A 22,383-nucleotide genomic window follows, 5' to 3' on the forward strand; every position below is an offset into this window, starting at 1 on the left:
TATAGAAAAATAGCGCCCCAACGTCGCTGAATCTGCCAGCATGTTGGAGCGCAATAAACCTACAGGGTCGACTAGGAAGTTATCTTGCTGTGGTTTGAGCTGGATCGAGGACGAACCAGACTTTTCCTACATTTTGTCCAGTCGTATCGCCAGGGTTGTGATCTTTGATCCAGTAGTAAAGCGGCCAGCCTTTATACGTGCTTTGTTTCGTGCCATCGTTTCGAGTAAGAGTACCGAAATCACTGCTAGTTAGATCCGTGGAAACCGTAAGGTTCGCATCATAGAAGATCGGCCAGTTAACCAAACATTGGCCTACACAAGAGTTAGGGTCCGCTTTATCTTTTGTGAACAAGTACAAAGCCATGCCGTTCTGATCCACCAAATACGTGCCAAGAGCGTCGGATTTACTTGTTTTTACAGATGTATTCGCCGCCTTGGTGCCACTGAATTTCGCAGGGTCAATCACGTACCAGACTTTACCAACATCCTGACCTAACGTGTCGCCCATTTTCTTATCATCTACCCAATAGTACAGAGGGAAACCTTTGTACGTTGTTTGCATTTTGCCATCTGCACGAATGAGAGTGCCGAAATCTGCTGAATTAACTTCTGTTGGAGGTGCAATATTCGGTGCGTAGAATAATGGCCATTTCTCCAAGCATTTGCCGGAGCAATTGCTGACGCCCTTCGTATCTTTATCATAGTAGTAAAGTGCCATGCCGTTTGCATCTGTCAAATAATTGCCTAGATCGGTTTTGGTACCTAGCGCCACCCCGCCGTTCGAGGGTTTAATAACGAACCAGACCTTACCAACGTTATCTCCTGTGGTATCTCCAGCTTTTTGATCTTTAACGAAGTAGTATAATGGCCAGCCCTTATAGGTGAGTTGTTCTTTGCCGTCAGCACGCACGAACACTTTGAAATCCGCTGCGCTAAACTCTGCAGGAACCGTGAAATTATTGCCGTTAAAGATCGGCCAGTTGGTCAAACATTGACCCACACAGGAATTAACATCTGCTGCATCCTTGGTAAAATAGTAAAGCGTCATTCCTTTGGAGTCCGTTAGATAACTACCCAACGTATCGCTTTGCTTCAAGCTGAGTTCTGCGTTCGCGAGCACTTCTAGCTTAGCCGCACTGATTTTACCTTTATCCGTCAAATCAGCACCTAGCGTTTTCGCAGTTCCTTTGATTGGCACCTTCAGAGCTTCGATGGTTGCTGTAGCGATATGTAAGTTTTTGAACTGCTTCACATTAGCAATTTTCGATAAGCCATTTTTACCGGCAAAAGTAAATACGTTCGCGTACTCGAAATCCGTGCCTTGTGTGTAGCCTAGCGATTCCAACAGAACCTTATAATACTGCTGCGCTGTAATTCCTGCGAGCGGTTCGAATTTATCATCGCCGGTTCCCTGCCAGCCTAAATCAGGATGTGCTTTCAAATAACCTAGGATCGCTTGGTTCTCTTTAGAAACGCCGCTAGCATCCTTAAAGCTAGTTGTTCCGGTGAAAGCTAACGCTTCGGCTTCCAATCCTTTTAATCTTAGGGACATCACCGCGGCTTGCAGCCTTATAGTTGGCTTGTTTAAGTATTCAGCCGTCAGCCCGTTGCCCTCTCCTTGGAGGATACCAATATCCCCTGCTATATCCGTTTCGGATTTGACCTTCAGAGGCTCAGCCGCAACAGCTGATAGAGCCGTCACTCCCGCCATAAGACCTAGTAATACTAGGGAAGATACTAATACTTTTTTAAAATTACCCATGCTCGAATACTCCTCCTTAAATTTTCTATCTAAGGTAACGATGCGGAGCTGCAAGCGGTTTTATCATTTGTGATAAGCTGGACAATTTTTATTTTTTAGCAACTATACGCTATGGTGAAAGCTCGAAAATCGGCTTCTCAACCTTCAAACGCCTACCTCACCATGATTCTCGCTGCGTTTAGGCGCGTTTACGGAGCTTATTTCAGTCACTCCTCAGCGAAAGCGCGTTTTCAGAGCTTATTCATAGTGACTCCTCAGCGAAAGCTCGTTTTCCGCGCTTTCGCACCTGCGCCGTACTTCCAGACTTAGCTGAAAGCGCGGAATTCGACTTCTCAACCTTCAAACCCAACCTCGCAACGGTTCTCGCTGCATTTAATCGCGGTTTCGGAACCTATTCCAGTCACTCCTCTGCGAAAGCTCTATTTCCGCGCTTATCCACTACGCCACACTTCCCACCTTTTGTTGAGAAGTCCGAAAAGGACTTCTCGAAGCAAAAATGATGCTTGTTAACCACAAATGTATGCTGAGAGAGCCGAAATCGACTTCTCATCGTCGGAAAAGTAACAAAGTGTTGCTAAGAAGTCTGAAAAGGACTCCTTGGAGCCAGAAGGATGCTTGTTAACCGACAAATGAATGCTGAGTGAGCCGAAATGGACTTCTCATCGTCGGAAAAGTAGCAAAGTGTTGCTGAGAAGTCCGAAAAGGACTTCTTGGAGCCAGAAGGATGCTTGTTAACCGACAAATGAATGCTGAGTGAGCCGAAATGGACTTCTCACCGTCGAAAAAGTACCAAGAGCCGAAAGCTCGAAAATCGACTTCTCAACCTTCAAGCGCCTACCTAACCATGATTCTCGCTGCGTTTAGGCTCTATTTCCGAGCCTATCTCAGTCACTCCTCGCGGAAAGCTCGATTTCCGCGCTTTCGCACCTACACCTCACGAGTGCTCGGCTTCCAAGCTGCTAGGTTTTTCTTTATACGTACAAAAAGCCACCCCAACGTCAAAGGACGAATGGGATGACTTTTTTATAAGGACGAATTGACGGTTAATCTTACATTTCTTATTGGAAAAACTTCACGCGGTCTTCAAGTGGTTGAAACTCTTTATCGCCCGGTGTAAAGGTCGGTTTACCGAATGGCATTTGGGCAAGCAGCTTCCACTCGCTTGGAAGGTTCCACGTTTGTGCAACTTCCTCGTTGATCAATGGATTGTAGTGCTGCAGCGATGCGCCAAGACCTTCTTGCTCCAGTGCCGTCCATACTACAAATTGCAGCATGCCTGAGGATTGGTTGGACCAGATCGGGAAATTATCAGCATAGGCAGCAAATTGCTTTTGCAGATTCTCTACTGTCGTTTCATCTTCAAAGAACAACACAGTTCCATACCCGCTTTTGAAACTATCGATACGTTCCTCTGTTGGCGCGAAGCTGTCAGCAGGTACGATCTTTCTGAGTGTTTCCTTTGTAATGTTCCACAATTTATCGGATTGCTCGCCGAATAATACAACAACTCTTGCGCTTTGTGAGTTAAAAGAGGACGGTGTATGTTTCACAGCCTCGTTCACAATTTCTTGGATGCGTTCATTCGAAACGACCACTTCTTTGCTCAGTCCATAGTACGTTCGTCTTTCTTTTACTGCTGCTAAAAATGAGTTACTCATATTTATCTCTCCTCCGCTTCTATCCTCTGATAGAATTAAGTTTTATATACAAATAAGAATTACCTTCTACTTCATATGTTACTTACTAAATGTTATTTACTTTTATTATTATCATACGAATCCACCTTTTTGTCAAGCATAATTTCATTACCTTTCAACAGGTCGTAGAAGTTTGAGATCCCTCCCCACGGGGAATAATCGGATATAAATCCATATCAGGAGGGACGAGTATACATGGCGGTAACAACCAAAGGAACGCTGCTTGTGGAAGGGCATGAGCTGACGATTACGAACCCAAACAAGCTTTTATGGCCTGAAGCGGGCATTACCAAGGCCGATTATCTCGCTAAATTAACCGAGTTGTCTCCTTTCCTGCTGCGCTATTGCCGTAATCGCCACTTAACAACCATTCGTTTCCCTAACGGGTATAATGAAAAGTCCTTTTATCAAAAAAACGCCCCCGATCCGGTACCTAACTTCGTGAAGCTGGCGCCGCTGGATGGCATCAATTACATCAATCTAGACTCGTTACCCACTCTGATTTGGCTGGGAAATTTGGCTTGCTTGGAGTTTCATCCTTCCTTCCACCGAATTGGCGAGACGCTGCCAGCAGAATGGGTGATCGATATCGATCCTTCGCTTGAGGAAGAGCCGCGTATTATGGAGGCTGCCCACATCATTGGAGAAGTGTTGGATTCCCTGCATATACAGTCGGTTCCCAAAACCTCAGGGGCTACAGGTGTTCAGATCTACATCCCCATTCAGCATGGCTACACATTTGAAGAGCTTCGCCGTATCGGTCATTTTATTGGTGCCTTTGTCGTGAAAAAATATCCTAATCTTTTTACCATCGAAAGGTTCAAGAAAAATCGCGGTGATAAAATCTACGTAGACTACCTACAGCACTGGTATGGAAAAACATTATCTGCTCCTTATACACCACGCGCCAAAAAGGACGCCTCCGTGTCCACCCCCCTGTTATGGAAAGAGGTTGAGCTGCGTCCAAGTATTCGTGATTTCAACTTACATACGGTGATGAACCGTTTGAGAATGTATGGCGACCTCATTGAGAAGGTTCCTCCACAAAATTTGAACGCCATCTTAGAGCGTCTTCAATAATTTTAGCAGTCTCTCACAGAACTACTCTCTTAGAACAAAGGGGATAATAATCGGGCAATGACTTCCTTCCCCTTCTCCATCCGGGATCTCATCTCAAATTGGGCTAATTTCAATTCATCACTGTCCTTCAAATCCATTAAAAAGTCAGTCTCTAGACGCTCAATGACATTCTTATTAAACATCACCGCATTCAATTCAAAGTTGCTGAAAAAGCTGCGCATATCCACGTTCGCCGTTCCTACTGTAGCCATTAAGTGGTCAATAATCATGACCTTGGCGTGCATGAAGCCTTTGCGATATAAATAGAACTGAACCCCCGCCTGCATCAGCTCCAGCAGATAGGACCGTGATGCGTACTGAACGATTCGGGAATCTGATTTGTAAGGGAGAATAATACGGACATCGACACCGCTGATAACCGCTGTTTTGAGTGCCATTGTGATACTGGGATCCGGAATAAAGTATGGCGTTGTCATGTAAATTCGTTTCTTAGCTGCTATAATACCTGCGAAAAACATCTCCTGAATAGCATCCCAGTGGGCATCAGGACCGCTTGAAATAACCTGGACCAACGAAGCTTCTGGTTCATTATGCTCAGGAAATAACGATTCTTCAGACAATCGCTCCCCGCTAACGAACATCCAGTCTGTTATAAAAGTCTGCTGCAAATAATACACCGAATCCCCGTGCAGCATGAGATGGGTGTCCCGCCAGAAACCAAGTTTTCGATCTTTCCCTAAGTACTCATCGGCAATATTAATACCGCCAACGAACCCCACCAAACCATCAACGACAATAATTTTCCGATGATTGCGATAGTTCATTCGTTTATCGAAGAAGGCAATGAGCGGCCGCAAAAAAGGATGCACGTCAACCCCAGCTTGCTTAAACTTATTTATGTAAGCCGTAGAAAGCGTATAGCTACCCACCCCGTCATAAATAACTCTGACCTTGACACCCTCCTTCGCCTTACGGATCAAAACTTCTTGAAATTTCACACCGGTTTCATCATGTCTGATGGTATAAAACTCAAAATGTATATGACTTTTCGCCTGTTCAATCGCCTTTATCATGGCCTCGTAAGTGACTTCCCCATTAGTCAACACTTCAACTCGATTCTTCGGAGTAATGGGTGAGCCCGGAATGTTATGGAGCAGTCCACCAAGTCGCGGCTCATCGAACAGCTGATAATTCCCCTCATTGCTTGCAATCGCAGCCGATTCCTTATACATCCATTGATGCTTAATTTCATCCATTTTACGGCGTCCTTTGCGCCGAACCATTTTCCTTTGGGTATATTCCTTAGCTAAGAAATAGTACATGATAAATCCGATGATTGGAAAAATAAACAAAACGAGCAGCCAGGCTACCGTTTTAGCTGGTCGTTTATATTCGCCGATCAGAATCGTTGCGGTCTGAAAGATGAATAGCAGCAGAAGTATCACAACCCACAACAAAAAGCTCCGCCTCCTCTACCAATTTCCCCGCAATTTCTTGTCCTGATAGCTTTTGCCAAGGGCTACTCAACTATACCCATCCTGCAGTTTGGGCTCGACCGAATAAAATTTTCCAACTTTCGTAATAAAATCCTTTCATTTCGAGAAAAATATGAAACGCATTCCTATAATCTTCATCCAGATTGCAGCAGGAGGGCCCCTCGCATGGTTAAAGCATCCAAACAATTGATGAAAAGTATCCTGCGTAAACGCCCATCAGACAGGCTGGGTGAGAATGATGAGCAATCTGAGCTTAGTGATTCGTTAGACTATCACTTCATCGAAGAGCTTAAGCAAACTAAAATATCTCTTCTTCTACATGAAAATCATGAATTTATTAAAGCCATGTTTCAGGAATGCTCTGATGTTGTCGTCCGTGAATTCGAGATAGAGCCGCACATTCCGGCATTGCTGCTCTTCGTTGATGGACTCACCAACACCCAACTGCTCAACGAAACGATGAAATCGTTAATGCTCCTGGGTGGCGGCGAAACATCAATCGACCGCATCGCGGGCACGATACTGCCGGTGTCTCAGACACAGATCTCCGATAATTACGGAGACCTGCTCGTTTCTGTTTTGGGCGGGGACACCGCCCTGCTCGTGGAAGGCAACGCGAAAGCCATTCTGCTTGGTATTCGCGGTACAGAGAAGCGCTCCGTTGGCGAGCCGGAGACGGAAACGGTCGTTCGCGGACCGAAAGAGGGGTTCGTGGAGAGCATTCGCACGAACACCTCTATGATCCGCCGCAAATTAAAGACGCCTCGATTGAAGATGAAATCCATGAGCGTCGGCAAAGAGAGCAATACCGCTCTTGTCATCTGCTATCTCGACGACTTGGCAATGCCCTCCCTTGTTGAGGAAGTGGTCAAGCGGATTGAGCAAATCAAGATTGATGCCATTATCGAATCGGGCATGATTGAAGAACTCATCCAAGATGATGCGTATTCGCCCTTTCCACAGATCCAATACACAGAACGACCAGACGTTATTGCCAGTGCTCTCCTGCAAGGACGAGTGGCCATCCTCGTTGATGGCACACCCTTTGCGCTAGTCGTTCCTTTCGTATTCATACAGGTTATGCAAGCGAGCGAGGATTATTATGAACGATTTCAAATCGGTACACTATTACGCTTGCTGCGTTACATCTTCTTGTTTCTGTCGCTGACGGCACCTGCTCTGTATGTCGCTATAACGACGTACCACCATGAACTACTACCGACCACACTGATGTTAAGTGTCGCAGCCGCCCGCGAAGCGATTCCGTTCCCTGCCGTTGTTGAGGCGTTCATCATGGAAATTACATTTGAAGCCTTACGAGAAGCAGGTATTCGATTGCCCAAAGCGGTCGGCTCCGCTGTCTCCATCTTGGGTGCGCTCGTTGTTGGACAAGCCGCCGTCCAAGCCGGCATCGTATCCGCACCGATTGTCATCGTCGTATCCATTACTGGGATTGCTTCATTCACCATCCCCCGTTATAACGGCGCTATCGCCATTCGGATGCTGCGTTTTCCTTTTCTAATCGTTGCCTCCGTATTCGGTTTCTACGGAATTATCTTTTGCTTGATGATTTTATTTGGACATATGGCGAATTTACGTTCCTTCGGAGTGCCTTATTTATCCCCACTAGGACCGTTATCCGCTGGAGACTTACAGGATTCGCTGATTCGCTCTCCTTCGTGGGCGATGGAGAAACGTCCTGCATTTATGGCGATTCAAGACACACAGCACATGGATCACAAGCTGCCTCAGCAAATCAAGGAGGACGGAGGCGTAGACGGAAGCAGAATTCAGCATGAGCATAAAGCGAGTGAGGAGGGCAAATCAAATGACTCATCGTAGGCGTCTTTTTGTGTTTGGGATGATGATCACCCTCGTGCTGACATTCCTGACAGGCTGTTGGGATCGTACCGAAACCAACGATATCGCCTTTGTGCTCACCTCCTCCATTGATCTGGAGGACGACGGCAAGTATCGCGTTACTTATATGTTACCCCTCCCCGGTTCCATGGGAGGCGCCAGCGGGGGTGGAGGCGGTACGAGTGGAGGTAAAAGTTACTATATCGATTCGGAGGTCGGAACAACGATACGCGACGCAACAAGCAAACTGCAGATGCGAATGTCGCGCAGACTGTTTCTGTCTCATCGGCGTACGATCGTCCTAGGTGAAAAGCTTGCCAAGGCAGGCATTGGCATCATGTTTGACGATGCGGCACGGACACCGGAGAGTCGGCTGACCTGCTTTCTCGTCGTGACGAAGGGCAGAGGCTACGACTTGCTGAATGCTGAGCCCAAGTTTGAACGTTTTCCCTCCGAAGTCATTCGCGAAATAACCAAATCGCGCCGCGCGATGGCGACATCCACGAAGGATATTGGCCTTTCGCTTAGCTTTAACAGTGATCCTATTTTGAGTTACCTCGAAGCCAAGGAAACCCAAGGAGCTAAGAAGCCCTCTCAAGAAATTCAGCTAGTTGGTTATGGTCAGTTCAAAGGAGACAGAATGGTTGGCATTTATAAGAACCAGGAGGCGAATGGACTCATGTGGATGAGAAACCGTGTTAGAGAACATCTTCTCACCTTTCCGCTCGAATCAGGCAAAGATATCTCCATTCTCGTTAAGGAAGGACATACCGAAATCAAACCTATACTGCAAGGGGACAAGGTCATCTTTCAACTTACTCTAGAGGCTAAAGGGGTCATTGGTGAAGATTTATCCGAACAAGATCTCAACAAGCCGGAGGCCATCCACAAGGTGGAGCGTAAATTCGCAGAGCAAGTGAAGAAATGCGTCCAAGCCGCCATTAAGCAAATGCAAAAGGAAGGGACCGATTCAGCGCAATTGGGTTTACTCGTTTGGCGGAGTCATCCAAATGTGTGGAACAACAATTTAAAACCTCAATGGCGAGACGTGTTTAAAGAAGCTGAATTCCGCATCAAGGTTGAAGCCTCCATCACCGAAACCGGTCTTATCAATCAGAATGTGATCAAGGATGGGAGCTAGCGATGAACAGCATATTTATACTGAGCTTTCTATTCATTATGATTGCCAGCCTTTTGATAGACCGTAAGGTACTTAAGCATCAGAAAGGCAGTGTAAAGGTAACGTATGGGCTAATTACCTTTGTCACATTCGTACTCTTTATTAGCAAATATTTACACGTACCGATTCCGATGCCTTCGCGCTTCTTTATCCACACGGTCTCCCCTTGGTTTAGTCATTTAATGGGCACTTGATTACAATTTAGCATCAATAACTCAATGATTCAGTGATCAGCCCTTGAAGCAATCGAAAAGGCGGTGTCTTTCTTGGATAAAAAACAAGTGATTAACCAGAGACAGCTGGCGTGGCTGGCCTCATCCGTCATCACAAGCGGAGGCATCTTTACGTTGCAAAATGTATTGATTCGAGTAAGTGAGATGGATGCGTGGTTCAGCTATATCCTATCTGTTTTCTATATATTTGTGATTGCAGCCTTCTTCGGATATTTAGTGAAGATGTTTCCCAAGCTGAACATTTTCGAAATATCCATACATGTGTTGGGACGCTGGGGCGGTACTGCCGTAAATCTGTTGATTTTATTCCACTTCTGGCAAATTCTCGTGCAGGATATGGCTTCCGCGTCGAAATACAATTCCACGTTGTTGCTGCACAACACACCCTTGGAAATCTTAGTTCTGATGCCCTGTTTGTATCTGATTTATTTTGGGAGAAGCAGCGTTGAAATTGTCGCTCGCGTCAATGACATGTTCTATCCTCTCTTCGTCATCGCGACTTTGTCGATGCCGCTCTTGCTGTCGAACGAATTCAACCTTCAGCTCGCTATGCCCGTTCTCACAATGCCGCTCAAACAATTGGCCTTCAGTAACCTGCTTGCCATCGGGAGCGCGGGTGATATTTTCATTCTCGGCGCCTTTCTGCACACGATGTACAACGCCAATCATATCCGTTCCGCGATCCGACACGGGTCCCTGCTCGGTATTTGCCTGTTCACGCTTCTCATTTTTTTGGTACTTACCGTTTTGGGACCCAAAATGCCAGCGAACTTCATATATCCCGCTTACAATTTGGTGCAAGTGATTCATGTGACGGATTTCCTCGATCGGCTAGACATCGTTCTCATGACCATCTGGTTACCCGTACTAGGTTGCAAAATGATCGCGATTTATTTGGCGATTCTCTTAGGCATTAGCTCAATCATCAAGGAGCGCAACTATCCCGTCATTAACAAGCAGGTTGCCCTCTTGGTGGGGCTTACGACTATTCTATCGTTCAAAAGTATCACTGAGGTGCTCGCCTTCGCGAATTTCAGCATGCCGCTCATCGTACTAGGATATCAGCCTTTCGTCATCGGTATCCTATTCGCTGCCGCGAAGATCAAGCAGCGGAAGCAATCTCATCCAATGGCTTCACCCAGCGACAGTGGGAATTCTAATAAAACTCCTCCCGAGCAGATGACCAAGACCAGTGTACGATTCTCCTACAAGCAATGGTTATGGCTGGGCAATATCCTGATCGTCTTCTCCACTGTCTGCATCGTCATCGGACTTGCCTTTGGCAAGTACAAGCCCATCATGAGCACGGCCTGCGCAATGTGTTTTGCTTGTTGTTTATTCCTTACGGTCCTGACAACTTATATGGAGGTGAACCTTTCGAAGCAATCAGAAGTAGGAAAATGATTTAGCGGGAAAAAACGCATAAAAAAAGCACCCGCATATAACAGGTGCTTGTGAGGATTAAACAGGAACTGACTGGCTTAACCGACTTTTGGCCACTTTCAAGTAGCCATACATATTTAGAAATTCGCTTTCATTCGCGAATCGTAATTTTAAGGACCCTGCGGCTTCTTGGATATAAGGTTTAAGGGCTGATGCGCCTCCACCAATCACATAAAAGCATTGAATATCGGGATATTTGCGCCAGCGCTTTTTGATCATCTCGATCATCCGCAAAGCCGCGCGGCGGAAATGCTGGTCTACGATCGGTCGAATATCGACCTGTCCTTCGCCAAGGAGTTGAATCGTAAATTCACGATTCTTCACTCGCTGAACCAGCTTCGCGCGGCTTGGGAACACGTAGCCGTATGCATCTTCGACATCGCGAATGACGGCATCCAGGTAGGTAGCGATGCCAATTTGTTCGCCATGGCTGAAGTGATTGTCAATGGCCATCCGTTTGATAACAGGGAAGTCCGTTGTCAGCGCGCCGATCTCGCAAACGCCGATGCAGCCGTTGTAAATTTCTTCATCCTTGACTTGCAAGCTGTCGTGCGTAGCCAAATGGAACATAGCTGCCGCCCCTTCAATGGAGACTGCAACCTTGCGAACCGATACTTTAATCTTGCGGTTTTGGAATTGTGGAGTGGATAGAAAAGTCACTTCATGCTCACCAAGCAGCCTCTGCTCGAATTGCTGATTGAACTTCGCAAACGCACGAACAGGCAAACCGGTTCCGAGCGTATATTCGACTTCGTCTACATTTCCGTAGCCAGCATTAAAGGCTTGGTTGCTTAGACCTTGATAAGCTAATGCAGTAAGCGCAACAATAAGGGATTGATCCGATATCGCCTTATTATCCGTGTCTTCAAGCTCCAGGTTATCTTCGTGTTCCAAAGCAAGTTGTCCGACGAAATAACGTTGATTTCTTTGAGAAAGGGATGGGCTGTAAATCATCACATCCAGCGCTTTCAATGGTGAGTCTTCTTCCTGCAAAATATGCCTTTCGTATCCTGGCGCAATGATATTCGGGATCACTAACGGTTCTCTAGAACCATCCAGCACCAGTTTAATACTATCGTTCCCTATATCGATACCTGCAAGCTTTATCATTAGTGGCTACACTCCATATCTACAACTTCCTGTATTTGTTAAGTACATTCGATTATATCCGACAGGATTCCTTCCTACTTTAGACTCATTTTATGTAGGACTAGTAGGTATAAGGAAGGTTTTTATCAGAATATGACGAATGAAGTACAGGAAACGCAATTTACCAAATTCAACCACGACAGGAGACAATTAAGCCTTTATGAAGCTCAACTGGAAACCAAAAAAACTGACGCTAGTCATCATTCCAGATGCCAATCAATCGGTCGTCAGGTTTCGTATTCCCCATCTATTCGCTTATATCGCCGCAGCATGCTTATCCGTGCTGCTGCTAATTTCTATAATCACTTATGTAATGCATGCAAGCACCTTGAAAAAGGCTAGTGCTCTACAGTCTAAGCTAACTGGAGCTAATCAGCAGTGGAGTGCTGCATTAAATTCCAAAGACAAGGCCATCGAACAATTACAGAATGAAGTTATTCAACTGTCTCAGCAAGCCGAACAAATGAAAACACAAGTTGAAGAGATGAAGAAATTCGAAAGTGATCTCAAATCGATTGCCGGGATCGACGCAAACACAACCGGCACAGCCGTTGCCAGCACGTCATCAAGCACACAGGATAAACCTGCGGATGCAGATGGAAAGCTCCCTACCCTAGACAGCGGCATTGGCGGAAGTCCTAATCCAGCTTCTCAGGAAGACATCATAAAGCTTGGTGAGCAGACGTTAGCTTCCTTCACGGCACTTAACAGCGAAGTGAAAGAGCTGCAAACCAACTTAACCGCAACGAAGCAAAAGGTTGCCGATAAGCAGCAATTGCTTCGCATTACCCCTACCCTGTGGCCGACTACCACCAAGGTCGTCACATCGACGTTTGGTTACCGTACAGACCCTTTTACGCATCGTCCAAGCTTTCATTCCGGCATTGATTTCGGTGCTCGTGAGAATGATCCTGTCTATGCAACCGCAGACGGCAAAGTCGTCAGCACCGGGAGTGATATGTTCCACGGCAACAATATCGTCATCGAGCATTCAAAGGGATTGCGCACTTGGTACATGCATTTAAATAAAATTTTAGTGAATAAGGGAGATTCCGTGGAAAAAGGTAGTTCTATAGGCCTAGTCGGATCCACGGGACGCAGTACTGGACCTCATCTGCACTATGAAGTACTCAAAAATGGGGAAAGCATCGATCCCAAACCTTATCTCAAAGCGAATCGAAAGGATGAATAACCACCATGTTTAAGAAAAAGAAAGACTTCATGAATCCGAATACAACAGATACTTTGATTGGAGAAGGTACAACCTTTGAAGGCCGCATCAAATCAGAAGCGAGCATTCGCATTGAAGGCGGCATTACAGGTGATATCGAATGCGCTGGGGATGTTATTATAGGGGAAAATGGCGTAGTAAAATCCAATATTTCTGCAAGAGACGTTGTACTCGCAGGAAGCGTACAGGGTAACATCATCACCAAGGGCAAGCTGACGATTACTTCTACAGGTTCCCTTCAAGGCAATATCAGCGCGGCTTCCTTTATCATTGAAGAAGGTGGACTATTCCAAGGAAACAGTAAAATGGACTCGAAAACATCAACAACTGCTCCTATCCAAAACGGTGAGCAAGACAATGGGAATAAACCTGCCTCATCCGCTAATGGAGCATTTAAGGGGAATACGGTGGCTATGTAAGGGTCTCGCCTAGGACTTAGGCTAGGCGCATGATATAATAGTTGGAAATTCATTTCTAACTGATGCAGGAGACAGGGCCTATGAGAGAACAGACGATACTTTTTGATCTTGATGATACGTTGGTGCATTGTAATAAATATTTTGACTTCGTGATTGACCAGTTTATCGATCTTATGCTTACTTGGTATTCTGGGCACGGACTTAACGCGCAGGACATCAAGCAGAAGCAGCTCCAAATCGATCTCGCTGGCATCCACATTCATGGCTTTATGCCGGATCGTTTTCCCAAATCATTTGTTGAGACATACCAATGGTTCGCCGCACAGTATAACCGTCCAACTAATGTAAAAGAAGAATCATGGTTGTTGCAATTAGGCCACACTGTTTATGAATATACAGCAGAGCCTTATCCGCTTATGAACGAAACACTCGATTATCTCCAGCAAGCCGGACACCGACTGTTTCTATATACAGGTGGCGATGCAACTATCCAAATGAAAAAAGTGAAGGATTTGAGCTTAGACACCTACTTTGATGATCGCATCTTTGTTACGGTGCATAAGACGAGAGAATACATGGAAACGATCATGAACGAACAGCGTTTTGATCGCAACCACACATGGATGATCGGCAACTCGATCAAGACGGACGTACTGCCTGCGCTGCATGCGGGTATCCATTCGATTCACATTCCTGTACAGCAGGACTGGGAGTACAACACAGGGACCATCGACATCACTCCTAAAGGGGCGTTCTATCAATTGAACTCCTTGCAGGAAGTTCCTGATACCATCCACGCGTATATTCAAAAATGAGAAAAGGACGATTCCAAAGGTTTCATAACCTCGGAGTCGTCCTTTTTTTGGTATCCATTAGTCTCTGGACCATACGATTATCAGGCGGCTACATCGCGTCTGCGGAATATTTCCCAAGAGAGCACAATAAACAATAAGAAGTAGAAGAGCAGCACGGTTATAGAGAAACCAAGCGTCATCCCTTCTGCCAGCGGCTGCCCCTCTAAGTACGGAGTGAGATCCGTGTTGGCGAATAAAAAATATTTGCCCCAGCTGTATCTCATCAACAATAGCGTAATAATTTGCCCTGCGAACATGATGAAAATGCTAAGACCAATGGCTAGTGAGGAGCTGCGAAATACGGTCGAGATCATAAAGGCCATCGTCACGATCATAACGAGTTCAATCAACTTTAGTCCATAGGTTGCAAACACGTACACCAGCATACTCCCTTCCTGAACTTGTCCTGCTGCATTTACAGTCAAGTGTGGAAGATTTAGACTCTGAAATCCGTAGAGGAACCCGTTCACAATGAGAGAAGTAATAAACATCACAATCAGCAGAGTAGCTGCGAAAAGCAGCGTTGTTAGATACTTAGACAAGAGAATTTTCGCTCGGCTGGCAGGACGAATGAGCAGCAGCTTAATTGTCCCCCATGTAAACTCACCAGCGACCATATCTCCGGCAATGATTACGGTAAATAATGTAACCATGATGATTAATCCTGCTGCGCTTAGGGTGCCACCCCATAAGGTGTTATCTGTCGGAGGGTAATTATGATCCAACATGTACTGCTGGAGTGCTATGTCCTCCTTCATCTGCTGTTTAAATTTGGCCGGCACATCCGGATTTTCCAGCTCTTTCTGATTGTGCTCAATCGATTCCGCTGCTCTGGTCTTCCAGTCATCATTTGTCTGATAGCCCGAATGTGAGAATAGTGCAGCTAATACGACAATGGCAATCAATAATCCACCTAGAATCCAAGTTCGCAACCTACGATAAATTTTCATATGTTCATTTCGAATGAGATTAAGCAATCGGATCACTTCCCGTCATCTCTAAAAATTGATCTTCCAGGGATTTGGTTGCCGCTCGGATGCCGTAGACCGCAATCCCTGCCTCTACGAACCTTTTGTTCCACGCTGCTATCTCTTGCTTATCGAGATTCATGATGATCTCATCCCCAGCCACTTCCACTTGTGCTCCGATTTCTGCTGCTAATGTCAACGCCTGATCCATCGACGCTACCTCAAAAGCCACCTGCTGCTTGCCATCCGCCTGACCAAACTCTTTAATCAGTCTGACGTCCACAAGCTTCCCGTTCTGAATAATGGCGACACGGTCGCACATCAACTCCATCTCCGCTAGTAAATGACTGGAAACGATAACTGAGATCCCATCCTCCCGGGTAAGCTTCCGTAAATGATCACGCAGCTCCCGAATACCTGCTGGATCCAGCCCATTAGTAGGCTCGTCCAGGATTAGCACAGACGGCTTGTGCAGCAATGCTTGAGCGATCCCAAGCCTTTGGCGCATACCGAGGGAGTACGTTTTGACCTTGTCATGAATTCTATTCTCCATACCGACAAGATCAATGACCTCTTGAATTCGGTCTTCCTCTATACCCGGGAACATTCTCGCGTAATGGACCAAATTATGATAACCACTCAGAAACTTATACATTTCCGGATTTTCCACAATTGCGCCAACATGACGAATCGCTTGCTCAAAATGGGTACGAATGGAATACCCGCCAATCCGTATATCCCCTTCCGTGATCGACATGAGTCCGACCATCATCCGAATGGTTGTCGTTTTGCCCGCTCCGTTCGGACCGAGAAACCCAAACACCTCGCCCCGCGGCACCTCAAAGCTTAATTTATCAATAATCGTCTTAGAACCGATTCGTTTCGTAATTTGATCGATTTTTACTATCGGCGTAATGGCATCTATTGTTGCCGTCATCCTTAACACTCCCCCTAATTTTTAACCAATATAACCCAATGCTACCCTACCTGAGCCGCTTTGCCTAGTAATCTTCCTAAGAATAGTCATAGAGAAATGTCACAAATCATCACCAAACCATATGACTGCGCTCACTATGGCTTTTTCCTTATTTTATGTACAATGATCTTATAAGATCTTGTGTAAAGGAGTCCTTTTATGATTCAAAGAAGACCTTGGCACGGTGTGGAGTGGTCCCTGTTTATCGTCTTGACTGGTTCTACGCTGCTTGGCTTACTTTATGCGCTTCTGCATATGCATGAGCATGAACTAACTGCCACCATCCAAACGATATTGGCCATCCTCCTGTCCTATGGTGTTCCATTTCTATTCTGGAGACCGAACTACATCAACTCAACTTTCTATCCAATTGCCGTGCTGCTGACAGGTATTCCTCTACAAATCTATCTTTCATGGATGCAGCAGGATGCGTACCTTACTATTAATTGCCCATTAATGGTCATTGGATTCCTCACCGACCGAAAAAATGCTTGGTGGACCGCTCCCATATTTATGGTGGCTATGCCTGTTGCCTATTTTTTCATCCTAAACAGTGGAATGGGTGTCGGCCAATTATTCAGCTTTATCTTAAATGCGGTACTGTTTTTCGCCATTGGTCTTAGTTTACAGCGGGTTGTGACGTCGAATGAGAAGACCGAAAAGCTTTTAGCCGAGAACCAACGTCAGTATCATTTAATCCATGAGCAAAATAACGCATTAGAGCAGTACGCCAACCAAATCGAACAGCTTACGCTGCTTGAGGAGCGCAACCGGATGGCACGTGAATTACACGATACAGTGGGTCATACGTTTACTTCCGTCATCATGGGGATGGACGCTGTGTCCTACCTGATCGAAACAGTGCCAGACAAAGCCAAAGAAAAGCTGGACGTCCTGCGTAGTGTAACCCGCAATGGACTTGAAGAAGTACGCCGCAGCATTCATCAGATGGTTCCCGAAGGCGATATGCTGCTCTCCCAACAATTGACGAGACTGGCCAACGAATTTGCCCTTCATACCGGGACCCAAATCCGATTCACCACCGTAGGTGACGAATTCGACATTCCGAAACAAACCAAACTTTCGCTCATTCGCTGTCTGCAGGAGTCACTAACCAATGCCAAACGACATGGCCGGGCTTCCACCGTAGAAGTTACACTCACTTACTCCGATGATTTAGTCGACATTCGCATTGAGGACGATGGCGTCGGTACCGAGCAGCTGAAAGTTGGCTTTGGTATCAACGCCATGCAGGAACGCATATTTGCGCTGCAGGGTACACTTCAGGTGAGTTCCACAATAGGTCAAGGTACTGTCGTCCATTGTTCCATTCCTGCCAAACGCTTGCCATCCTTCTAAATCCTTTCCCGTTGGAAGCACTGGGTGGTACAATGTGGATACAAACTTAAGCTGCGCTTACGATGCCAGTTTTTCTGGTGAAAAACTCAAGTAACGCTTTCGAAGCCAGTTTTTCTGGCGAAAAACTCTGAGGAGGACCAAGCATGAACACAACCCCGCTTAAACTTCTCCTGGTCGATGATCAGGATTTAATAAGAGAAAGCCTACACATCGTACTTGATATGGATCCGGATATTCATGTCGTCGGTTTGGCTGAGAATGGCCACATAGCTCTAAAGCAGTGCGAAGAACAGCAGCCTGACGTTGTACTCATGGACATTCATATGCCTGTCATGGATGGCGTCGAAGCGACTCGCCAAATCAAGGCCACATGGCCTCAGATTCGCGTCATCATTCTGACTACCTTCCAGGAAATCAGCTATGTCGTGGATGCCCTAGGAGCGGGTGCTGAAGGATATTTGCTCAAAGCCATTCATCCGAAGGATCTGGCGGCCGGTATCAAATGGGTGCACCAAGGCGGTACACTCATCCCGCAAGATATCGCCAGAATGCTCGTCCAGCAAGCGAGAGGCGCTTCAGACAGCACATCCCAGGGTGCCGGAGTCAAAGCTTCGGAAGAGCAGGTTCGGGCCGATGCTTATGGACTCAGTGAGCGCGAAGTGCAAGTACTGCACTGTATCGCCGATGGCCTCAATAACCGAGAAATTGCCGAAAAACTGTTCTTGTCCGAAGGCACCGTGAAGAACTATATTTCCAGCATATACTCGAAAATGGACGTCCGAGACCGCGTGCAAGCATCCAAGAAGGCTCATGAGGAAGGGATGCTATAGATATTCAGCCTCACTAAGAAACCGAAAGACCGCTCTTCGACTAGGAAGATGCGGTCTTTTGTCCTTTCAACTATCCGAAAAGCTTCTCCAGTAACGACTTTTTTCGTTTCCGAATCTTTTTGTAGCTTTTCACCCTGGAATAGGTCGGCTCCTCATCAACCGGTTCAGGCAGTTCAGCTGAATAGAGCGTCAATTGTTGGGATTCCTTATGCAAAACTTCGGCATCCATGTCTGTTGGCTGCTGCAGTACCAAGATCCCATTTGCCAACTGCTCATGGAGCTTATGTTCAATTTGATATTTAAATTGCCGCAGCAGTTGTTCTTGCTGTTTGTTTTGGAGTTCAAAATGCACATGAAGCTGCGTTTGAAGATCCGCTACCTGCTGGGAGAGGAGCACAACTGCTTTTTGCAGAGAATGAAGATGCTGTGTACCGATGGGTTCGTCCATTTCAAACTCCTGAAAGTCCTCTCCATTCTCAGCTAGCAGTGCATGCAGTTCCGCAGCCGTAATAAGATCATCTTTCTTCATGTGCTCCCCTCCAATCCGATCATACTAGGCTCCCGCAGTATCGCGCGCTTACCTGCTCCTTCTATTGTACATGATGTGTATGAATTGTTCACCTTTTGATTCTGAGAGTTAGGAGTAAATCAAACATGCAAATAGAATCCCCTCTTAAAAAGAAACAGCGAGTACTAGATAATTTCCTGATACCTTTCGTAAAATCACGTTCCTTTCCTTATTTGTGGCTTAGCCAACTCATATCCATGCTCGGCGGTTCTGTTACTACCGTTATTTTACCCATGGTTGTTTATTCCCTAACAGGTTCTACCACGATGATGGGCATCGTTATGGCTGCTTATATGCTCCCTTACGTAATCATGCTCCCTTTTTCCGGCTGGATCGTAGATCGCTATGATCGCGTTAAAATTATGATGCTCTCTGATATCGTTCGATTCATCACCATGTTAGCCATCGCGGTGCTTATTTTCACTGACACCTTATCCATCCATGTCTTATTCGGACTTGTAGGCATCTATGGCCTCATGGAAGGCCTTTTTCATCCTGCCTATTCAGCTGTACGGGCCACCGTATTCACACCCGAAATTCGTAATGCAGCTAACGCTCTGACACAGATGAGCAATCAAGCCGTCCGACTTATCGGACCTGTCTTAGGTGGACTACTGATTTCCTCCTTATCAGCGAGTTACGGCTTCGGATTAGATGCGCTGACCTATCTGCTTTCCTTTCTATGCCTGCTCTTTATGGTGAAAAAATCACTTTATACACCGACCATCAAACAAATTGCCGATCAACCCTCGACTTCGTGGAAGAGCGAATTTCTAGAAGGCATTACGATCCTCAGAGGTCATCCCTGGCTTTGGATAACGATCCTTGCCTTTTCGTTCATTAATATTAGTTATAGTGGAATTAGTGTCATTCTTGTCCCTTGGTTATTCAAAGTACATCTACAACTGGATCCATTGATGTATGGTATCGGGATTACTTGCTCCGGACTTGGGGCCATCGTTGCAGCACTCATTTTTGGCTCTAAAACGAAATGGCCTCATCGAGGTCTACTCGCTTACGGCTCTGTACTCCTTAGCGGTGTGGCATTGCTGCTCCTGCCTTTCACCTCTTCAGCTGTCATTCTAGCTTTACTGATGGCGGTAGAAGGTTTTGGACTTATGATCTTCGGTCTTATCTGGGAAACCAGCTTACAGGAGCTTGTACCGGCAGAAGCCTTCGGCCGTGTGGTCAGTTTGGATTTGTTAGGTTCATTCGCCCTGCTGCCCGTGAGTTATTTCCTTATCGGCTTAATTGCTGATGGGATTGGCGGGATTACGACTATAACGTTGTTCGCTTCGATTGGCATCGCCATTGTTGCTAGTGTGCTATGTGTGCCTGCTATTCGTCGGTTTCAGTGACGGGTTAGGGCATTGAGAGCATATGTTGGATAGATGAGATACTCCCATTATTACTGTTCGACAACAACTAAATCAGGGTCAAATAAAGGGGCTGTAGCTAGTTTACATGGAAAATTCCCCGTTATTTCTGATGTTTTCTCGCGGAATAGCGATTCCCCCTTAAATTAGAGGGAGGTTTTCCAGTTAGATGACCATTTAGATCAATTAACGCCAAATAACTGGAGGAATTCCTGTTAGATTTCGCTCCGTATCGAAACAAAATAGAGACTGCTCGCTAGGTTTTTAACCTTTCGAGTCAGCCTCTTTTCCACATCTTTATGGTAAATTCGATGATCCCATCAAATACCGATCAACTTCCCGAGCCGCTGCGCGACCTTCGTTGATCGCCCAAACCACGAGGCTTTGCCCACGACGCATGTCACCAGCAGCGAAAACACCGTCCACGCTCGTCGCAAACTTACCGTAGTCCGCTTTCGCGTTGGAGCGCTCATCTTTGACGACGCCAAGTTGATCCAGCACCGTGTTCTCCGGTCCAGTGAAGCCCATCGCGATCAGTACCAGCTGAGCTGGGTAAACTTTCTCGCTGCCCGGAACTTCCACAGGGACGAATTGGCCTTTCTCGTTCTTCTGCCACTCGATGAGTACTGTGTGCAGTTCTTTCAAGTTGCCAATCTCATCCCCCACGAATTTCTTCGTGTTGATTAAGTATTGGCGCGGATCGTCACCCTGCAGCGCAGCCGCTTCTTGTTGACCGTAGTCCACTTTGTGGACTTTTGGCCATTCCGGCCAAGGATTGTTCGCAGGACGTGTGTCCGGCGACTTCGGCATAATCTCAAATTGCGTAACACTCTTCGCTTTGTGACGCAAAGATGTGCCCACGCAGTCCGTACCCGTGTCGCCGCCGCCGATGACGATAACATCCTTACCTTCGGCGGAAATAAACGCGCCGTCGGCATGCTCGGAATCCAGCAAGCTCTTCGTGTTCTTGCTCAGGAATTCCATGGCTAAGTGGACGCCGCCTAGCTCACGACCCTCGATCGGAAGATCGCGGCCTTTCGTTGCCCCGCCGCACAGAACGATGGCATCGAACTCCTCTTGAAGCTTCTCAATCGGATAGTTCACACCGACATGAGCGCCTGTAACGAAAGTAATGCCTTCGGCTTCGAGGAGGTCCACACGACGCTGGACATACTTCTTATCCAGCTTCATGTTCGGAATACCGTACATGAGCAGTCCGCCCACGCGGTCTGCACGCTCGAACACGGTTACCCAGTGTCCGGCTTTGTTCAGCTGCGCTGCGGCTGCGAGTCCGGATGGACCCGAGCCTACGACAGCCACCTTCTTACCTGTGCGCACTTCTGGAGGCTCAGGTGTAATCCAGCCTTCATCGAAGCCTTTATCAATAATGGCTTTCTCGATGCTTTTGATCGTAACCGGTGTATCCTTCAAACCTACCGTACAAGACCCTTCACATGGCGCCGGACATACACGCCCAGTGAACTCAGGGAAGTTGTTCGTTTTATGCAGACGATCCAGAGCCTCTCTCCATTGACCGCGGTACACCAGATCATTCCATTCCGGAATGAGGTTATTAACCGGGCAACCAGCGGCCATGCCGCTGATCAACGCCCCTGTGTGACAGAAAGGAATCCCACAATCCATACATCTTGAACCTTGCGTTTGCAATTTATCTTCAGTCAGCGGCGTCGCAAACTCTTTCCAATGTCCAATTCGGACTAGGGGAGCAGCTTCAGATGCCACTTCTCGACGATGTTCTATAAAACCAGTTGGTTTACCCATTTACGTTTAGTCCCTCCTGAGAGTTTTCGCTAGAAAACTTACTTCGTAAGCATGTGCTGAGTTTTTCGCCAGAAAAACTGGCATCGGAAGCATCACATGTTTTTCTTAAGCAAAACGCAC

General features: G+C 46.5%; 19 protein-coding genes. 11 read left to right on the forward strand and 8 right to left on the reverse strand.

Annotated elements, in window-relative coordinates; translation table 11 throughout:
- Positions 1-79 precede the first annotated feature (79 nt).
- Together GC098_RS32615 and GC098_RS32620 are read right to left on the reverse strand one after the other, a co-directional pair.
- Positions 80-1,762 (reverse strand): hypothetical protein, encoded by a 1,683-nt coding sequence (locus GC098_RS32615; RefSeq protein ID WP_171648034.1) that lies wholly within the window; start codon positions 1,760-1,762, stop codon positions 80-82.
- A 1,058-nt stretch (positions 1,763-2,820) separates the two neighbouring features.
- Positions 2,821-3,420 carry a nitroreductase family protein gene (locus GC098_RS32620; RefSeq protein WP_171648037.1) on the reverse strand — a complete coding sequence of 200 codons (600 nt, stop codon included), beginning with the start codon at positions 3,418-3,420 and terminating at the stop codon, positions 2,821-2,823.
- Positions 3,421-3,654: 234 nt separating this feature from the next.
- Here GC098_RS32620 and ligD point away from each other — a divergent pair, with 234 nt between their 5' ends.
- Positions 3,655-4,539, forward strand: coding sequence for a non-homologous end-joining DNA ligase (gene ligD / locus GC098_RS32625; protein WP_171648040.1), 885 nt, complete (start codon positions 3,655-3,657; stop codon positions 4,537-4,539).
- A 29-nt stretch (positions 4,540-4,568) separates the two neighbouring features.
- Here the strand turns inward: ligD and cls are convergent, their stop codons facing one another.
- The gene (gene cls / locus GC098_RS32630; RefSeq protein ID WP_171648042.1) at positions 4,569-5,996 is read right to left on the reverse strand and encodes a cardiolipin synthase; all 1,428 of its coding nucleotides are present in this window, start codon (positions 5,994-5,996) and stop codon (positions 4,569-4,571) included.
- 228 nt (positions 5,997-6,224) lie between these two features.
- On the opposite strand from cls, the gene GC098_RS32635 reads away from it, so the two are divergent.
- The 4 genes from GC098_RS32635 to GC098_RS32650 all read left to right on the forward strand — a co-directional run bounded on the left by GC098_RS32635 (position 6,225) and on the right by GC098_RS32650 (position 10,712).
- A complete protein-coding gene (locus GC098_RS32635) occupies positions 6,225-7,877 on the forward strand; it encodes a spore germination protein (RefSeq protein ID WP_171648188.1) in 1,653 nt (550 codons plus the stop codon).
- On the forward strand, positions 7,864-9,036 hold the full coding sequence (locus GC098_RS32640) for a Ger(x)C family spore germination protein (protein WP_171648044.1): 1,173 nt from the start codon (positions 7,864-7,866) through the stop codon (positions 9,034-9,036). Before GC098_RS32635 ends, GC098_RS32640 begins: the two co-directional genes overlap by 14 nt.
- Before the next feature lie 2 nt (positions 9,037-9,038).
- Positions 9,039-9,269 carry a hypothetical protein gene (locus GC098_RS32645; protein ID WP_171648046.1) on the forward strand — a complete coding sequence of 77 codons (231 nt, stop codon included), beginning with the start codon at positions 9,039-9,041 and terminating at the stop codon, positions 9,267-9,269.
- A 72-nt stretch (positions 9,270-9,341) separates the two neighbouring features.
- Complete coding sequence (locus GC098_RS32650; protein ID WP_171648048.1) at positions 9,342-10,712, forward strand: GerAB/ArcD/ProY family transporter; 1,371 nt, start codon at positions 9,342-9,344, stop codon at positions 10,710-10,712.
- A gap of 57 nt (positions 10,713-10,769) precedes the next feature.
- Here the strand turns inward: GC098_RS32650 and GC098_RS32655 are convergent, their stop codons facing one another.
- Positions 10,770-11,861, reverse strand: coding sequence for a ParM/StbA family protein (locus GC098_RS32655; RefSeq protein ID WP_171648050.1), 1,092 nt, complete (start codon positions 11,859-11,861; stop codon positions 10,770-10,772).
- A 199-nt stretch (positions 11,862-12,060) separates the two neighbouring features.
- Here GC098_RS32655 and GC098_RS32660 point away from each other — a divergent pair, with 199 nt between their 5' ends.
- From GC098_RS32660 to GC098_RS32670, 3 genes are all read left to right on the forward strand, one after another.
- Positions 12,061-13,092: a M23 family metallopeptidase gene (locus GC098_RS32660; protein ID WP_171648052.1), complete on the forward strand. Its 1,032-nt coding sequence runs from the start codon at positions 12,061-12,063 to the stop codon at positions 13,090-13,092.
- A 5-nt stretch (positions 13,093-13,097) separates the two neighbouring features.
- Positions 13,098-13,550, forward strand: a complete 453-nt coding sequence (locus GC098_RS32665) for a bactofilin family protein (protein WP_052229292.1) — start codon at positions 13,098-13,100, stop codon at positions 13,548-13,550.
- An 80-nt stretch (positions 13,551-13,630) separates the two neighbouring features.
- Positions 13,631-14,365, forward strand: coding sequence for an HAD family hydrolase (locus tag GC098_RS32670; protein WP_171648054.1), 735 nt, complete (start codon positions 13,631-13,633; stop codon positions 14,363-14,365).
- An 80-nt stretch (positions 14,366-14,445) separates the two neighbouring features.
- On the opposite strand, the gene GC098_RS32675 is transcribed toward GC098_RS32670, so the two are convergent.
- Complete coding sequence (locus GC098_RS32675) at positions 14,446-15,354, reverse strand: ABC transporter permease (protein WP_216625504.1); 909 nt, start codon at positions 15,352-15,354, stop codon at positions 14,446-14,448.
- A 19-nt stretch (positions 15,355-15,373) separates the two neighbouring features.
- The gene (locus GC098_RS32680; RefSeq protein WP_171648058.1) at positions 15,374-16,309 is read right to left on the reverse strand and encodes an ABC transporter ATP-binding protein; all 936 of its coding nucleotides are present in this window, start codon (positions 16,307-16,309) and stop codon (positions 15,374-15,376) included.
- Positions 16,310-16,507: 198 nt separating this feature from the next.
- Here GC098_RS32680 and GC098_RS32685 point away from each other — a divergent pair, with 198 nt between their 5' ends.
- Positions 16,508-17,707 carry a sensor histidine kinase gene (locus GC098_RS32685; protein WP_171648060.1) on the forward strand — a complete coding sequence of 400 codons (1,200 nt, stop codon included), beginning with the start codon at positions 16,508-16,510 and terminating at the stop codon, positions 17,705-17,707.
- 143 nt (positions 17,708-17,850) lie between these two features.
- A complete protein-coding gene (locus GC098_RS32690; protein ID WP_171648062.1) occupies positions 17,851-18,537 on the forward strand; it encodes a response regulator in 687 nt (228 codons plus the stop codon).
- Between the two features lie 70 nt (positions 18,538-18,607).
- Here GC098_RS32690 and GC098_RS32695 read toward each other — a convergent pair whose 3' ends face one another.
- Positions 18,608-19,066, reverse strand: a complete 459-nt coding sequence (locus GC098_RS32695; RefSeq protein WP_171648064.1) for a hypothetical protein — start codon at positions 19,064-19,066, stop codon at positions 18,608-18,610.
- Between the two features lie 125 nt (positions 19,067-19,191).
- On the opposite strand from GC098_RS32695, the gene GC098_RS32700 reads away from it, so the two are divergent.
- A complete protein-coding gene (locus GC098_RS32700) occupies positions 19,192-20,463 on the forward strand; it encodes an MFS transporter (protein WP_171648066.1) in 1,272 nt (423 codons plus the stop codon).
- Positions 20,464-20,778: 315 nt separating this feature from the next.
- On the opposite strand, the gene GC098_RS32705 is transcribed toward GC098_RS32700, so the two are convergent.
- The gene (locus tag GC098_RS32705) at positions 20,779-22,263 is read right to left on the reverse strand and encodes a glutamate synthase subunit beta (RefSeq protein ID WP_171648068.1); all 1,485 of its coding nucleotides are present in this window, start codon (positions 22,261-22,263) and stop codon (positions 20,779-20,781) included.
- Between the last annotated feature and the right edge of the window lie 120 nt (positions 22,264-22,383).

Source organism: Paenibacillus phytorum, from assembly GCF_013141715.1.
Classification (GTDB): domain Bacteria; phylum Bacillota; class Bacilli; order Paenibacillales; family NBRC-103111; genus Paenibacillus_E; species Paenibacillus_E phytorum.

Coding starts and splice junctions, on each gene's coding strand:
- GC098_RS32640 (WP_171648044.1), top strand. CDS start 7,864: ATGACTCATCGTAGGCGTCTTTTTGTGTTTGGGATGATGATCACCCTC.
- GC098_RS32700 (WP_171648066.1), top strand. CDS start 19,192: ATGCAAATAGAATCCCCTCTTAAAAAGAAACAGCGAGTACTAGATAAT.
- ligD (WP_171648040.1), top strand. CDS start 3,655: ATGGCGGTAACAACCAAAGGAACGCTGCTTGTGGAAGGGCATGAGCTG.
- GC098_RS32675 (WP_216625504.1), bottom strand. CDS start 15,354: ATGAAAATTTATCGTAGGTTGCGAACTTGGATTCTAGGTGGATTATTG.
- GC098_RS32615 (WP_171648034.1), bottom strand. CDS start 1,762: ATGGGTAATTTTAAAAAAGTATTAGTATCTTCCCTAGTATTACTAGGT.
- GC098_RS32685 (WP_171648060.1), top strand. CDS start 16,508: ATGATTCAAAGAAGACCTTGGCACGGTGTGGAGTGGTCCCTGTTTATC.
- GC098_RS32655 (WP_171648050.1), bottom strand. CDS start 11,861: ATGATAAAGCTTGCAGGTATCGATATAGGGAACGATAGTATTAAACTG.
- GC098_RS32660 (WP_171648052.1), top strand. CDS start 12,061: ATGAAGCTCAACTGGAAACCAAAAAAACTGACGCTAGTCATCATTCCA.
- GC098_RS32690 (WP_171648062.1), top strand. CDS start 17,851: ATGAACACAACCCCGCTTAAACTTCTCCTGGTCGATGATCAGGATTTA.
- GC098_RS32635 (WP_171648188.1), top strand. CDS start 6,225: ATGAAAAGTATCCTGCGTAAACGCCCATCAGACAGGCTGGGTGAGAAT.
- GC098_RS32620 (WP_171648037.1), bottom strand. CDS start 3,420: ATGAGTAACTCATTTTTAGCAGCAGTAAAAGAAAGACGAACGTACTAT.
- GC098_RS32705 (WP_171648068.1), bottom strand. CDS start 22,263: ATGGGTAAACCAACTGGTTTTATAGAACATCGTCGAGAAGTGGCATCT.
- GC098_RS32665 (WP_052229292.1), top strand. CDS start 13,098: ATGTTTAAGAAAAAGAAAGACTTCATGAATCCGAATACAACAGATACT.
- GC098_RS32695 (WP_171648064.1), bottom strand. CDS start 19,066: ATGAAGAAAGATGATCTTATTACGGCTGCGGAACTGCATGCACTGCTA.
- GC098_RS32645 (WP_171648046.1), top strand. CDS start 9,039: ATGAACAGCATATTTATACTGAGCTTTCTATTCATTATGATTGCCAGC.
- GC098_RS32680 (WP_171648058.1), bottom strand. CDS start 16,309: ATGACGGCAACAATAGATGCCATTACGCCGATAGTAAAAATCGATCAA.
- GC098_RS32670 (WP_171648054.1), top strand. CDS start 13,631: ATGAGAGAACAGACGATACTTTTTGATCTTGATGATACGTTGGTGCAT.